This window comes from Mesorhizobium sp. P160219 (genome assembly GCF_057786095.1).
In genome coordinates this window covers 252,440-266,087 of the sequence record NZ_JBYNWG010000001.1, presented here as the reverse complement: position 1 = coordinate 266,087, position 13,648 = coordinate 252,440, and the positions used below count along the sequence as shown (strand labels likewise).

Here is a 13,648-nt window from a genome sequence, read left to right as displayed (position 1 = left end):
TTCCCGGGAAAACCGCTTACACTTTTCCTGGAATTGCTTCGGGCCGCCCATGTCAGAAATGCGAGGCGCGGAACCGCGCCAGGAAAGAGCGCAGGCGCTCATTGGTGGTCTCTTCGGCAAGGATCTCCTTCGGCGGGCCAACAGCGCTGACACCGCCATCGGCCATGAAGACAATGCGGCTCGAAGCGTCGCGGGCAAAGGCCATCTCGTGCGTGACCATCACCATTGTCATGCCGTCTTCGGCCAGGCTGCGCACAACGGCCAGCACCTCGCCGACCAATTCGGGATCGAGCGCGGAGGTGATCTCGTCGAGCAGCAGGATCTTTGGCTCCATGGCGACTGCCCGCGCTATGCCGACGCGCTGCTGCTGGCCCCCGGAGAGTTCCGCCGGCAGGCTGTCGGCCTTGTGGGCGAGGCCGACGCGGCTCAGCCAATGCTCGGCGATCTGGCGCGCCTCGGCCTTGCTCTTGCCGCGCACCTTGGTGAGGCCGAGCATGATGTTGCCGGCGGCGGTGAGGTGCGGAAACAGGTTGAAGCTCTGGAACACCATGCCGGTTTCGGCGCGCATATTGGCAAGGTCGCGCTCGCTGCGCCGCTGGCGCGCGCCGGCCTCACGAAAACCGACCTCCTTGCCGTCGATGCGGATCGAACCTGAGTCGTAGCTTTCGAGAAAGTTGACGCAGCGCAGCAGGGTGGTTTTGCCGCTGCCGGAAGGGCCGATGACGGTGACCACCTCGCCCCTGTCCACCTTGAGGCTGACCGAGCGAAGCACCTCGACCGAACCAAAGGCTTTCGAGACCCCGGCAATGTCGAGAAGGGCAGCATTGTCGTTCGAGCTTGTGGCCATCGTGCTAGTCCCGGATGAAGGCAAAGCGCCGTTCCAGCCGCCGGCTGGCGTAGGAAAGCGCATAGTTGACGGCGAAATAGATCAAGGCGCCGAGGATGTAGAGCGGCATCGCCTCATAGGTGCGGCCGATGACCTGGTTGATCGCCTGCATCAGGTCGGTGATGCCGAGCAGCGAGACCAGGGCGCTGCCCTTGACCGCATCGGTGACGCCGTTGATCCAGGGCGGCAGGAAGCGCCGGAAGGCCTGCGGAAAGATGACGTAGGTGAGCCGCTGGCGAAAAGTCAGCCCAATGGCCATCGCCGCTTCTGACTGGCCCTTGGGAATAGAGCCGACGGCGCCCCGGAGATACTCAATGACCTGCGCCGTCTTGAACAAGGTCAGCGCCAGCACCGCCGCCGAGAAGGATTGCAGATGCAGGCCGATGGCCGGCAGGCCGTAATAGACGAAGAACATCAGCACCAGGATCGGGATGCCGCGGATGGTGTCGGAGAAGATGCGCACGGCCCAGCGCAGCGGCGCCGGGCCGTAGACCAGGCCGACGCCGAGCGCGACGCCGGCAATCAGCGACAGCACCACGACCAGCAGCGACACCCACAAAGTGATGGCGAAGCCCTGGGCGAGGAACGGTACGGCGTAGAGGATCTGGCTCAGCATGTCAGCGCGCAGCCCTGAACCGGCGTTCGACCAGCCGCAGCCCGAAGAGCAGGGTGTAACCGGTCACCAGGTACATCGCCGTCGTCACCAGATAGACCTCGACAATGCGGAAGGTGTTGAAGTTGATCCACTGGGCGCCGAAGGTGAGCTCGGGCACCGAGATGACCGATGCGATGGACGTGTCCTTGAACAGCGAGATGAAGGTGTTGGACAGCGCCGGCAGCGTGATGCGCAGCATGGTCGGCAGGCGCACATGAACCAGCCGCTGCCAGGGCGTCAGGCCGATGGCTTTGCCGGCATCGAGCTGGCCGCGCGGCACGGCTTCCAGGCCGGAGCGGAACACCTCGACCAGATAGGCGCCGCTATAGACCGACAGCGTCAGCACGAACGAGGTCGGCGCGTCGTAGGCGACGTCGATCACCGTCGGCAGGCCGTAGAAGACAAGATAGACGAGCAGGATCAGCGGCACGTTGCGGATGAATTCGACGTAAGCCGCAATGATGGCGCGCACCACGCGTCCGGCCGAGACATACCAGACCGCCAGCACCAGGCCGATGACGACGCCGATGGCAATCGAAATCACGGCAAGCTCGAGGCTGAGCAGAAGGCCGCCCCACAGCTTGTCGAAATGGCGCCAGATCAGGTTGAAGTTGAGCGTATAGCCCATGCGTCTCCCGCAATAACCAAGGGGATGCGAACTAGAAGGCGGAAGGGCTAACCCTTCCGCCAGCACTTGTCAGACAACCGGGAAACCGGGATGGCGGGCCGGCGGCTCTTGGCCGAAATAGTCCTTGAAGGCGGCGTCGTAGAGTGCGGTCTCATGGCCGAACATGGCGATGGTGAAGGTCTGGTTGACGAAGGTCAGCCAGTCCAGGTCGCCCTGCCTGACCGCCGCGCCGTAGAGCATCGAGTACCAGCTCTTGCCGGCATCGAAATATTTGTCGGGGTTGCGCGAGGCCAGCCAGCGCACGGTTGAAAGATCGACAGCGGCGGCATCGGCGCGTTTCGATTCCAGTGCCTGCAGCACATTGGCCTGGGTGTCGATCTGCAGCACCTGCGCCTCCGGCAGGGCGTAATGGACCGAGCTTTCGGCATCGACATTCTGCAGGATCGAGATGCGCGTCGCCGAACCGCCGGCGAGCAGCTTGTCGAAGGTCTTGTTTTCCGCCGTCGGCAGCGTCAGCAGGGCGACGCCCTCGACATAGTATGGCCTGGAGAAGTGGATCAGCTGCGAGCGCTGCGCGGTCATGGTCATGAACTGGATGGTAATGTCGACCTTGTTGGTGGTGACATTGGGGATGCGCTGCGCCGGATCCTGCATGACGAACTCGACCTTGCTCGGATCGTCGAACAGACCCTTGGCCAGGATGCGGCCCATGGTGATGTCCATGCCGACCAGCTCGCCGGCATCGTTTTCGAAATGCCATGGCGCGTTGGTGCTGCCGGTGCCGACGATCAGCTTGCCGCGGTCAAGCGCGGTGCGCAGAACGCTGTCGGATGCGGCTTGTGCCGCCGCCTTTTCGGCGCTGACAGCGGTCATCACGCCCGCCGTTGCAAGCCCGGCCATGCCCAGTTTCAGAAAATCTCGCTTGGATGCGTCGTTCACTGCGACCTCCTGTTGTTTGAATTCCCCTTACAGACACACGTGTCGCCGACCTGAATTGTCTCTTACAATAGACACATGTATCCTGTACAAGACAGATACTAACATCAGGAATCAGTTATGCAAGACAGCAATGGACTCACGGATCGGGCGGAGCTTGGTCCAGCCGAGAGCCCGACGCCCGACAAGACCTCCGGCTCGCGCGAGAAGGGCCTCAACCGGGTGCTGGAGATCCTGGACTTCCTGCATGTTACGCAGCGCGCCATCGGCATTGGCGATCTCGCCAAGGGGGTGAATGCGCCTCGCTCCACCACCTATACGCTGGTGCGTTCGCTAGTCGATGCGGGTCTCCTGGAGATGGAGGGCGACGGCAACCGGGTCTATTTCGGCAAGAAGCTCTACCTCTATGGAATGGACTACGTCAGGGGCAACGACCTGCTTAGGAGAGGCCGGCAGGAGGTCGACAATCTGTCGCGCGAGACCGGCGAGACCTCCGAATTGTGCATGCTGCAAAGCGGCCGCTATACCATCGTCCATTCCAGCCCCGGCACTAGGCCGTTCCGCATCAGCTCGGCCACCGGCCTGCAGATCCCGCTGCCATGGACGGCATCGGGGCGGCTGCTTCTGGCCGGATTGGAAAGGGCCGCCATCCAGGACATGGTCTCGGAAGACGACCTTTTGCTGCCCGACGGCCGCAGGCTGCAGTTCGACGACTTCATTGCCGATATCGCGACGGCCAGAACGACCGGCTATTGCATCACTTCGGGGCTGGTCGACGCCTACACCAAATGCCTGGCCGCCCCTGTCTTCGCGGCCGCCGGCAAGGTCGAGGCGACGATGTGCCTGGTGGTGCCGATCGACACTTCAGCGGAGAAGACCGACGAATTGCTGACGTTGCTGCGCCATCGCGCGGCGCGGCTGTCGATAGCGGGGTGAGCAGTTAGGCCCCGAGGCCGTCGGCTAAGCGATGATGTCCGGAATGATCTTGTCTTCCAGCGCCATCAGCCGGTCCTTGAGGAAAAGCTTCTTCTTCTTCATGCGCTGGATCTGCAAGGGGTCGCAGCCCATGGCGATCATCGCATTGATGGCCGCGTCGAAATCGGCATGCTCCTGCTTCAGGCGGGAAAATTCGAGGCGGACATCGGCCTTTTCCTGGTCGGACATTCTCTACCGTCTGCATGTCTGCGGCGCCCGGCAATGGGCATGATTGGGCGGGGGCGGCATCAATTGCCGCCGGCGCGCAGCCAATATCACATATCACATTGTCGTGGAATGCTACCACGCAGCATTCGACATCGCAGCCGGATGGTGGCAGACTGTCATGGTGCCGTCACAGATGCGACCTGCGGTGGACGTGCCTTTGACGGCTGCAATCGAGGAAACCATGAAAGGGAGAACCAATCATGTCTCTTGCATCCCATCTTGATGAGTTGCAGCGGAAACACGGTGATATCGAACGCGAGATCGACGATGCGATGAACCATCCATCGGTCGACGACCTCGAAATCGTGAATCTGAAGCGACGCAAGCTGGCACTCAAGGACGAGATTGAAAAACTGAAGGCGAAACCGACGAGACACTGACGCCCTTCCAGGATTAGACGCGCCGCCTTGGCGCGTGACTATCGCTCCGGTGGCGACATGCCGCCGGAGGCCTGTTTTTGCTACTGATTCCGATACTGTTGGCTGGCGAAACCCGTCTGTGGGGTCACCGCGCTGCTGCGATTTGGCGGCTCTGCTTGTCTGTCGCCATTGACAAGCCATCTTTGCTCCTCCACCTCATGCCCGAACCTCAGCGCTATGCGCTGATAGCTGATTGAGCGTGCGTCGACGTGGACGTATGTCGCTCGGGTGATCAAGAGGCTGCCGGCATGACCGGGTATTTTTCCTCCCCCTTTGCGCGCCGGACATCGGTCGGCGTCGATGTCGGCGGCGTGGTCGTCGGCGGCGGCGCGCCGGTCGTCGTGCAGTCGATGACCAACACCGACACGGCCGATATCGACCAGACCGTCGCGCAGGTTGCGGCTTTGCATCGCGCTGGCTCCGAGATCGTGCGCATCACCGTCGATCGTGACGAGAGCGCCGCCGCCGTGCCGCGCATCCGCGAACGGCTCGAGCGGCTCGGCATCAATGTGCCGCTGGTCGGCGACTTCCACTATATCGGCCACAAACTGCTGGCCGATCATCCGGCCTGTGCCGAGGCGCTGGCCAAATACCGCATCAATCCTGGCAATGTCGGCTTCAAGGACAAGAAGGACCGCCAGTTCGCCGCGATCGTCGAAATGGCGATCAGGCATGACAAGCCGGTGCGCATCGGCGTCAATTGGGGGTCGCTCGATCAGGAGCTGCTCACCCGGCTGATGGACGAAAACCAGCGCCAAGGCTTTCCGCTGACGGCGCAGGAAGTAACCCGCGAAGCGATCGTGCAGTCGGCCATCCTGTCGGCCGAAATGGCCGAAGAGATAGGCCTCGCCCGCGAAAAGATCATCCTGTCGGCCAAGGTCAGCGGCGTGCAGGATTTGATCGCCGTCTATGCCGAGCTTGCCACGCGCTCCAACCATGCGCTGCATCTTGGCCTCACCGAAGCCGGCATGGGATCCAAGGGCATCGTCGCCTCGTCGGCTGCCATGGGCATCCTCTTGCAGCAAGGCATTGGCGACACCATCCGCATCTCGCTGACGCCGGAGCCGAATGGCGACCGCACGCGCGAGGTGCAGGTCTCGCAGGAACTGCTGCAGACCATGGGCTTCCGTCAGTTCGTGCCGATCGTCGCCGCTTGCCCCGGCTGCGGTCGCACGACCTCCACCGTGTTCCAGGAGCTCGCCCAGAACATCCAGGCCGATTTGCGCAAGAACATGCCGGTCTGGCGGGAGAAATATCCCGGCGTCGAGAACCTCAAGGTCGCGGTGATGGGCTGCATCGTCAACGGCCCCGGCGAATCCAAGCACGCCGATATCGGCATATCGCTGCCCGGCACCGGCGAGATGCCGACCGCACCCGTCTTCGTCGACGGCAAGAAGTCGGCGACGCTGCGCGGTCCGTCGATCGCCGCCGATTTCGAAAAAATGGTTGCCGACTATATCGAGCAGCGGTTTGGACAGCACGGCAAAGCCGCGGCCGAATGAGCCATGCGGGGGCTGCTCAAAGCCGGTGTGATCCTGTTCTGCGGGCTGAGTGCCGGACAGGCGCTTGCCGATCCACCGCAATCGCGCTCGGCGGCGAAACGATTGATCGGCCATGTCTGTGACCTGATCGAGACGCATGCCGAGCGGAACGGCCTGCCGAAGGATTACTTCGCCCGGCTGATCTGGAAAGAAAGCCGCTTCGATCCCAATGCGGTTAGCCCGGTCGGTGCCGAAGGGATCGCCCAGTTCATGCCGAGCACCGCCAAGATGCGCGGGCTGGCCGATCCTTTCGACATCGACCAGGCGATCCCGGCTTCGGCGAAATATCTCGCCGAAATGAAGACCGGCTTCGGCAATCTCGGCCTGGCGGCGGCTGCCTACAATGCCGGCGAGAGCCGCGTTTCGCGCTGGCTGGGTTCGGGCGGCTTCTTGCCCATGGAGACCGAGAGCTACGTCTTCGACATCATGGGCGAACCGGCCGACAAGTTCTCCGACAGCGCCTACGCCGGAACGATCGAGCCGCTCGACGCGAAAACCAGCTTTCCCGTCGCCTGCCGCAAGCTGCCGGTGATCATGTCCAGAACCGTGGCGATGGCCTCGATCAATGTGAAGCCATGGGGCGTCCAGGTGGCCGGCAATTTCCGCAGGGGAGCTGCGATCAATCAGTGGCTGAGGGTCAGGAGCCGGTTTCCGGCGCTGCTTTCCGGTCGTGACCCGGTGGTCAGCCGGGTGCGCACGCCGATCGGCCGACGCGGCATCTACGCCGTCAGGATCGGCGTCGACGACCGTGCCGCCGCCAACGTCATCTGCCAGAAACTGCAAAGCGTCGGCGGCGCCTGTATCGTCGTGCGCAACCGATAGGGGGCGACATGACGGCCAAAATCGTCCTGCTTAATGGCGTCGGCAGCGCCGGCAAAAGCTCGATCGCCAGGGCGCTGCAAACAATCGCCACCGAGCCCTTCCTGCATGTCCAGATGGATGCTTTCATCGACATGCTGCCGCCGGCGCTGCAGGATCATGCCGACGGGTTTTCCTTTGAGACCGTGCTGGAAGACGGCAAGCCGTCGGTGGTGATCAGGAGCGGGCCGGTCGGCGCGCGAGCCATGCGCGGCATGCGCCATGCCATCGCCGCCATGGCCGGGCAAGGCAACAATCTCATTGTCGACGACGTGATCTTCAATGACGAGATAGCGGAGCACCGCAAGTTGCTGTCGAGCTTTGACCTGCATCTGGTCGGCGTCATGGCGCCGCTGGAGGTGCTGGAAGCGCGCGAGGCCGCGCGCGCCGACAGGCTGCCTGGCCTGGCGCGCTGGCAATATGGACGCGTCCACAAGGGCATGGACTACGACCTCGAAGTCGACACCAGCCGGCTGACGCCGCTTGAATGCGCCCGTCGCATCCAGGAAAGATTCCGACTATAGTGGCCGGTGTTCTTTTGTTGCAATCATGGCTCTTCCAATCGCCCAAAAGCGATAGTCACCCGTCATGTGCAGGGTCGTGGCGATTAAATATTAATGAGCCCTGCTGTAGCAAAAGAGGTCGATATCTCCGACGAGAGCTTTTTTGCGATCGTCAAAAAGGCGGGGCATAGGGGGCGGTGGCAAATTTCCTTAGACGCGTTGTAAGTGAACTTGAAACGCCGCGCGCCAAACGGCCGTTCGGTTCTGGCTGGCTGTCCGGCTCGATTGGCTTGCTTGCCGGGGTCACCGCCCTGCTGATGGTCATCGTGCTGCGCTACCCGTCGCTTACATCGATGCCGGATCTGGCCCCCATCCACCAGATGCTGTTCTTCAAGCCGGTGCTCTATTTCGTCCTCATCTCCGGCTATATCCTGGCGATCCTCAGCATGACGCTGCGCAGGCAAAAGACGCTCGGCGCGGCAGCGATGTTCACTGTGCTGCTGGCGTCGCTGGTCGGCATGCTTCCGGTGCGCCATCAACTGCACATCGAAGGGGTGTTCTTCGGGCTCGATTTCTTCATCCTGAACGCCTTGTTCATGGGTGTGCTGTTCGTCCCGCTCGAACGTCTTTTCGCGCGCAACAAGGATCAGACCGTGTTCCGCGACGAATGGCGCGAGGACCTGTTCTACTATCTGGTCTCGTCGCTGCTGGTGCAGATTTTGACCTACCTGACCTTGGCGCCGTCCAACTTCGTCAATTCACAGGGCGCCCTTGGTTCGGTGCGCGCCTGGGTCCACGGCTTGCCGTGGCTGGTGCAACTGCTGGCGGTGATGTTCCTGACCGACCTTGCCCAGTATTGGGTGCATCGGGCCTTTCATCGCATTCCCTGGCTGTGGAAGTTCCATGCCGTGCACCATTCCGCCAAGTCGATGGACTGGATTGCCGGTGCGCGCATGCATTTCCTGGAAATCATCGTGCTGCGCAGCCTGACGGCCACCCCGATGTTCGTGCTGGGGTTCGATGAATCGGCTATCCAGACGTATATATTGATCGTCTACGTCTATTCGTCGTTCATCCATTCCAACATCGGAACCAGTTTCGGTCCAGTCGAAAAGGTGCTGGTGTCGCCGCGTTACCACCACTGGCATCACGGCCTCGAAAAAGAAGCGATCGACGTAAACTTCGCCATCCATTTCCCGCTGCTCGACCGGCTGTTCGGCACCCATCATATGCCCGAAGGGCGCTGGCCGAACGGCTACGGCATTCACGGACATCCCGTTCCGAACGGATACTGGCAGCAATTCCTCTATCCCTTCCGGCGCGGCTAGACTGGAGCCTTTCGCGAAGCGCGCGTGTCACCGCGCCCTGGCGGGGTTAGCCCAATCCATGACAAGCGACAGAGTCCCAGATGCTTGACGGCTACATAATCTGCGGCACGCCGAGAACCGGAAGCACTTTGCTGTGCGGCCTTCTGGCCTCGACGAAAACAGCCGGCGATCCGCACTCATTCTACCGGCGGCAGGACAAAGCGGAATGGGCCGAAGAGTGGAAATTGCCGCATCCCGAGACGATGAGCGCGCATGATTTCGACCTCGCCTATATCGGTGCGGCAATCAGCGCGGGAAGGGGCGGAACGGGCGTCTTCGGCTTGCGCCTGATGCGGGAAAACCTGGATGAACTCTCGGCAATCCTCGACCGGATCTACCCAGACCTGCCATCGGACAAAGCACGCTTTGAAAAGGCCTTCGGGCGGGTCCTCTACATCCATCTTTCGCGCGAAAACAAGCTGGCGCAGGCGGTGTCGCTGATCAAGGCCGAGCAGACCGGGCTTTGGCACATCGCGCCCGACGGAACCGAGATCGAACGAGTTGCACCGCCGCAGGAACCCCGCTACGATTTCAAGCGGATCCAGCGCGAGCTTGCCGAACTCGAAGCCTATGACGCGGGCTGGAACGTCTGGTTCGCGGAGCAGGGGATCGTCCCGCTGCGCATCGGCTATGAGCGCCTGTCAGGCGATCCGGCAGCGGCATTGGCATCCATCTGCAAGGCCCTGGGCGTTCCGGCGCCGAATGCCGCCGACGTAAAGCCGGGCGTCGCCAAGCTCTCGGACGAGATTAGTCTGGACTGGATGCGCCGCTATCGTCTGGACGCGGCGATTTGATCAAGCCCTCTTTACCGCGACCGTTTCGCTGAGCCATGTGCCGATCTTGCTGCCGAGGCGGTCGGGCGACACCGGCTTAGGCAGATAGTCGTCCATTCCGGACTCGATACATTTGTCGCGGTCGCCCTTCAGTGCGTGCGCGGTGACGCCGATGATTGGTGTGTGATTGCCACTCGCTGCCTCCGCCGCCCGGATGGCGCGGGTCGCCTCGTAGCCGTTCATCTCCGGCATGGAGACGTCCATGAGGATCAGCTTCGGCCGCAGCGCCCGGTACATCTCGACGGCCGTGCGGCCATTGCTGGCGATGCGGTAGCTGAGGCCAAGCCCATTGAGGATTTGGCCGAACACCAGCTGGTTCACGTCATTGTCCTCGGCGATCAGAATATCGATCGGGCCGTTTGGCGTGGCGATCGATTCAGGCACTGTGGCCGCCGGAATTGCCGGGCCGCGAATGACGGTGAAGGCGGGTGGCGTCACGGGTGCCGCCTGCGGAACAACAGGCTCGCGAACGAACTGGGCCTTGCCGATCTGGGCCCGCGCTTTCTGGATGGCCGAGATGACGGTGCCGAGCAGGATGGCCGAGCGCGCCGGCTTGGTGAGATGCGCGGCGATGCCGAAATCGATGACCATCTTGCCGAAATCGACCTGATCGACCGAGGTCAGCAGCACCACCGGGATGGCGGAGAGACGGCTGTCGGCGGAAATCGCCTTGGCGACATCGGCGCCGTTCATGCCGGGCATCTGGTAGTCGAGGATGATGCAGTCGACCGCAGCACCGAGTTGGCTGGCCCGGTCTAGAAAGGCGAGGCCGACGGCGCCGCTTTCGGCGGCCGCGCAGTCGAAGCTCCAGCTTCTGAGCTGCTCCAGCAAGATCTCGCGGTTGACCGGGTTGTCGTCGATGACCAGCACGCGGGCGCCGGTGACATCGACCGGCACGATCTCGTTGCGCGTGTCCTGCTGATGCGCCGGCAGCGGCACGGCGAACCAGAACACCGAGCCGCGGCCGATCTCGCTTTCGACGCCGATCTTGCCGCCCATCAGGTCGATGAGGCGGGCGGCGATGGCAAGGCCGAGGCCGGTGCCTTCATGGCGGCGCGTCGACGAGCCGTCGACCTGCGCGAATTTCTCGAACACGTTCTCGAGCTTCTCGGCAGGAATGCCGATGCCTGTGTCCTCGACGCGGACCTTGAGCTGGACCATGCCGTCGACCACCTCGCCGCCGACATCGATCAGCACATGGCCCTTCTCGGTGAACTTCACCGCATTGCCGAGCAGATTGGTGACGATCTGACGGAACCGTCCGGCATCGCCGACGACATGGGCAGGCAGGCGCGGGTCGACACGCACGATCAGCTCGAGGTTCTTTTCGGCGACGCGCGCCGACACCAGTGTGGCCACGTCCTCGACCGCTTCGGCAAGCCGGAAGGGTGCAGGATCGAGCGTCAGCTGACCGGCATTGATCTTGGAGAAATCGAGGATGTCGTTGATGATGGTGAGCAGCGCATTGCCGGACTTGACGATGACTTCGGTGAAGGTTTTCTGGCGCGCGTTAAGCTCGGTCTTGGCGAGCAGTTCGGCCATGCCCAGCACGCCATTCATCGGCGTGCGGATCTCATGGCTCATATTGGCCAGGAATTCCGATTTGGCGCGGTCGGCCGCTTCGGCCTTGAACAAGGATGCGGCGGATTCGGTGAAGGCGCGGCGAATCGCATTTTCCATCGGCCGGAAGATCCAGAGGGCAACGATGGCAAGAACCGCGAACAGAAGGCCGCTTGCCCACAACAGCAGCCTGTCGCTGGAGGCGTCGGCCAGATGGCGTTCGCCATCCATGGCGGTACGCACACGCACCAGCATCGGCTGGACGAACAGGTCGTTCTGGTTGAGGATTTCGCGCGAACTCCATTCGTCGGTCTGTTGCGCCGCCGACATCAGGTTGAAGTTGCGCACGATGTCGCGCGACGACCAGAACAGGTCGCCGTTGACGGCGGCCGACGAGAGTTCGTCCAGCGTTTTGGCCGACAGGCTCGGCTTGATCGCGGCCAACTCCGCGGACAGTGTTTCGATCTCGCTGGTCAGGCGTTGCGAATGGCCGCGCGCTGCGGCGGCAAGGCCGTCACGGGTTTCGGTGCGCCAGGTCGTGCTGGCGGTTTCGGCAAAGCTGGAGGCGTTGCGCAGGTCGCGGGTGAAGACGACGAGATTGCTGCTCAGCGCGTCGATGTCGTGGCGGAAGGAATTGACGCGATTGAGCGCAAACATCACCGCGGTGGAAGCCAGCGCAAAGATGAGCAATCCCGAGATGTAGCGGATCCGGATCGAGCGGATGAAGAAAGAATATTCCGGCATGCGCAACCCCAACACATACGCATCATTTTAACGGTCGGGATTACGCTTGATTTACATTAAAATTCCGTTCGCGCCTGGCGGGCCGTCAAGATCCTGGCTGCACGTGCCCGGAGTTGGCGCCATAGAGGGTGGCATCGCATTCGCGCATCATGCGCAGTGCTTCTTCCTCGGTCAGGCCGAACTTGCGCATCATGCTCCGGATTTCGGGGCCTACAGCTATCTCCACCGGTCTTGCCGCCTGGCGGGTCTTCCTGGCCTTTTTCTTGGACATCAGTACGTTTCCCGTCTTGACCGACACATGTTTCGCATCAGCCCTGGCCCGGCCTCACCGTGCTGCGCCAGACCATGGGCGCATGGCAGATCAGGCGGCTGCCAGCCTCCTCCCGCGCGCCGGTCGCGAGCCGCACGGCGCGCCTGGCGATCTCCTCGATCGGCGGCGAGAACGTCGTCAGCCGGTAAGAGGCCCAGTCGGCCTGTTCAATGTCGTCAAAGCCGATGACGCAGAGATCGCGGGGTACGTTGATGCCGAACTCGTGGCGGGCCGCATCGAGAAAGCCGCACGCAATCAGGTCGGTCACGCAGAACGCCGCATCCGGCCGCTGCCGGCCGGAAAAGAGTCGCCTGGCGCCATCGGCTCCGGTGGCATAGCCGGTGCGGCCCTCGCGCCACACGGTCACCTCCAGCCCTTCCTTCTGCGCGGCGGTAAGGAAGGCGGTTTCGCGGGAGAGCAGGCTGGGCGTGCCGGCAGCCGAGGTCACCAAAGCGGGGCGGGTACAGCCGGCCCGGATGAAGGCATGCAGCGCTGCCTCTGCGGCTGCAGCGTTGTCGACACCGATATTGTGCGGGCCGTCGAAGCGGTCATCGCGATTGATCAGCACCAGCCGCTGGCCGTTCTCAAGACAGGTGCGGATCAGCAACTGCGGCGGCGAGCCGGACAGAACGATGCTCGCATCGGCGCGATAGTTCAGCGTGTTGCGCAGCGCCTGGTCGACATGGTGGCTGGGGCCGGAGGTGTTGAACACCATGGCCATTTTGCCGGCGTCCCGCAGATGTTGGGTCAGCGCCTTCTGCAGGCGGGCATGATAGGGCGTGTCGCCGTCGGCAACGATGAGGCAGACGATGCCGGTCGAAGCCCGCATCAGGCCGCGAGCCAGATGGTTGACGTGATAGCCGAGTTGCTCGGCCGCCAGCATCACCCGCTCGCGGGTTTCCCCGGAAACGGAAGCGCCGGGCGTGAAGGTACGTGACACGGCCGAGCGCGAAACCCCGGCGAGGTCGGCAACCTGCTGGGCGCTGGAAAAACCGGTGCGGATTCTCGGAACCGTCAAGCGAACGCTCTCGCTGCTGTTTTCGTAATTCTTTGCACGCCCGTGCAATGTAATGCAACTCTTCTGCCATTGCCACCCACCGCACTTGACAGGCATGGCGGAATGCAACAGCTTTGCACAGCCGTGCAATACAAGCCGGCTCAAGAGTGGCATCGGAGGAATACCCTGTCCATTTCGCCGAAGACGG

General features: G+C 62.6%; 15 protein-coding genes. 7 read left to right on the top strand and 8 right to left on the bottom strand.

The features are described 5' to 3' along the window. Positions 1 to 52: 52 nt before the first annotated feature. The 4 genes from AC3EMP_RS01350 to AC3EMP_RS01335 form a co-directional block, all read right to left on the bottom strand. A complete protein-coding gene (locus tag AC3EMP_RS01350) occupies positions 53 to 847 on the bottom strand; it encodes an amino acid ABC transporter ATP-binding protein (protein WP_023673108.1) in 795 nt (264 codons plus the stop codon). Positions 848 to 851: 4 nt separating this feature from the next. Beyond that, positions 852 to 1,502, bottom strand: a complete 651-nt coding sequence (locus tag AC3EMP_RS01345) for an amino acid ABC transporter permease (protein ID WP_023684027.1) — start codon at positions 1,500 to 1,502, stop codon at positions 852 to 854. A 1-nt stretch (position 1,503) separates the two neighbouring features. Further along, complete coding sequence (locus tag AC3EMP_RS01340) at positions 1,504 to 2,169, bottom strand: amino acid ABC transporter permease (RefSeq protein ID WP_023693641.1); 666 nt, start codon at positions 2,167 to 2,169, stop codon at positions 1,504 to 1,506. Positions 2,170 to 2,238: 69 nt separating this feature from the next. Next, positions 2,239 to 3,069, bottom strand: coding sequence for a transporter substrate-binding protein (locus AC3EMP_RS01335; protein WP_023673105.1), 831 nt, complete (start codon positions 3,067 to 3,069; stop codon positions 2,239 to 2,241). Between the two features lie 156 nt (positions 3,070 to 3,225). On the opposite strand from AC3EMP_RS01335, the gene AC3EMP_RS01330 reads away from it, so the two are divergent. After that, entirely contained in the window at positions 3,226 to 4,041 is an 816-nt protein-coding gene (locus AC3EMP_RS01330) for an IclR family transcriptional regulator (protein ID WP_023684025.1), read from the top strand. A gap of 24 nt (positions 4,042 to 4,065) precedes the next feature. Here the strand turns inward: AC3EMP_RS01330 and AC3EMP_RS01325 are convergent, their stop codons facing one another. Beyond that, on the bottom strand, positions 4,066 to 4,269 hold the full coding sequence (locus AC3EMP_RS01325) for a YdcH family protein (protein WP_023673103.1): 204 nt from the start codon (positions 4,267 to 4,269) through the stop codon (positions 4,066 to 4,068). 239 nt (positions 4,270 to 4,508) lie between these two features. Here AC3EMP_RS01325 and AC3EMP_RS01320 point away from each other — a divergent pair, with 239 nt between their 5' ends. The 6 genes from AC3EMP_RS01320 to AC3EMP_RS01295 all read left to right on the top strand — a co-directional run bounded on the left by AC3EMP_RS01320 (position 4,509) and on the right by AC3EMP_RS01295 (position 9,790). Beyond that, a complete protein-coding gene (locus AC3EMP_RS01320) occupies positions 4,509 to 4,688 on the top strand; it encodes a YdcH family protein (RefSeq protein WP_023684024.1) in 180 nt (59 codons plus the stop codon). A 287-nt stretch (positions 4,689 to 4,975) separates the two neighbouring features. Beyond that, a complete protein-coding gene (gene ispG / locus AC3EMP_RS01315; RefSeq protein ID WP_023693643.1) occupies positions 4,976 to 6,229 on the top strand; it encodes a flavodoxin-dependent (E)-4-hydroxy-3-methylbut-2-enyl-diphosphate synthase in 1,254 nt (417 codons plus the stop codon). A gap of 3 nt (positions 6,230 to 6,232) precedes the next feature. After that, positions 6,233 to 7,090: a lytic transglycosylase domain-containing protein gene (locus AC3EMP_RS01310; RefSeq protein ID WP_023832024.1), complete on the top strand. Its 858-nt coding sequence runs from the start codon at positions 6,233 to 6,235 to the stop codon at positions 7,088 to 7,090. 8 nt (positions 7,091 to 7,098) lie between these two features. Next, the gene (locus tag AC3EMP_RS01305; protein WP_023690061.1) at positions 7,099 to 7,650 is read left to right on the top strand and encodes a chloramphenicol phosphotransferase CPT family protein; all 552 of its coding nucleotides are present in this window, start codon (positions 7,099 to 7,101) and stop codon (positions 7,648 to 7,650) included. 176 nt (positions 7,651 to 7,826) lie between these two features. Continuing rightward, positions 7,827 to 8,957, top strand: coding sequence for a sterol desaturase family protein (locus tag AC3EMP_RS01300; RefSeq protein ID WP_352712613.1), 1,131 nt, complete (start codon positions 7,827 to 7,829; stop codon positions 8,955 to 8,957). Between the two features lie 80 nt (positions 8,958 to 9,037). Then, entirely contained in the window at positions 9,038 to 9,790 is a 753-nt protein-coding gene (locus AC3EMP_RS01295) for a Stf0 family sulfotransferase (RefSeq protein WP_352712611.1), read from the top strand. On the opposite strand, the gene AC3EMP_RS01290 is transcribed toward AC3EMP_RS01295, so the two are convergent. The 3 genes from AC3EMP_RS01290 to AC3EMP_RS01280 form a co-directional block, all read right to left on the bottom strand. Further along, on the bottom strand, positions 9,791 to 12,133 hold the full coding sequence (locus tag AC3EMP_RS01290; RefSeq protein WP_023711634.1) for a response regulator: 2,343 nt from the start codon (positions 12,131 to 12,133) through the stop codon (positions 9,791 to 9,793). Positions 12,134 to 12,218: 85 nt separating this feature from the next. Then, the gene (locus AC3EMP_RS01285; protein ID WP_023684018.1) at positions 12,219 to 12,404 is read right to left on the bottom strand and encodes a hypothetical protein; all 186 of its coding nucleotides are present in this window, start codon (positions 12,402 to 12,404) and stop codon (positions 12,219 to 12,221) included. A gap of 37 nt (positions 12,405 to 12,441) precedes the next feature. Further along, on the bottom strand, positions 12,442 to 13,461 hold the full coding sequence (locus AC3EMP_RS01280; protein WP_031195645.1) for a LacI family DNA-binding transcriptional regulator: 1,020 nt from the start codon (positions 13,459 to 13,461) through the stop codon (positions 12,442 to 12,444). Positions 13,462 to 13,648 lie beyond the last annotated feature (187 nt).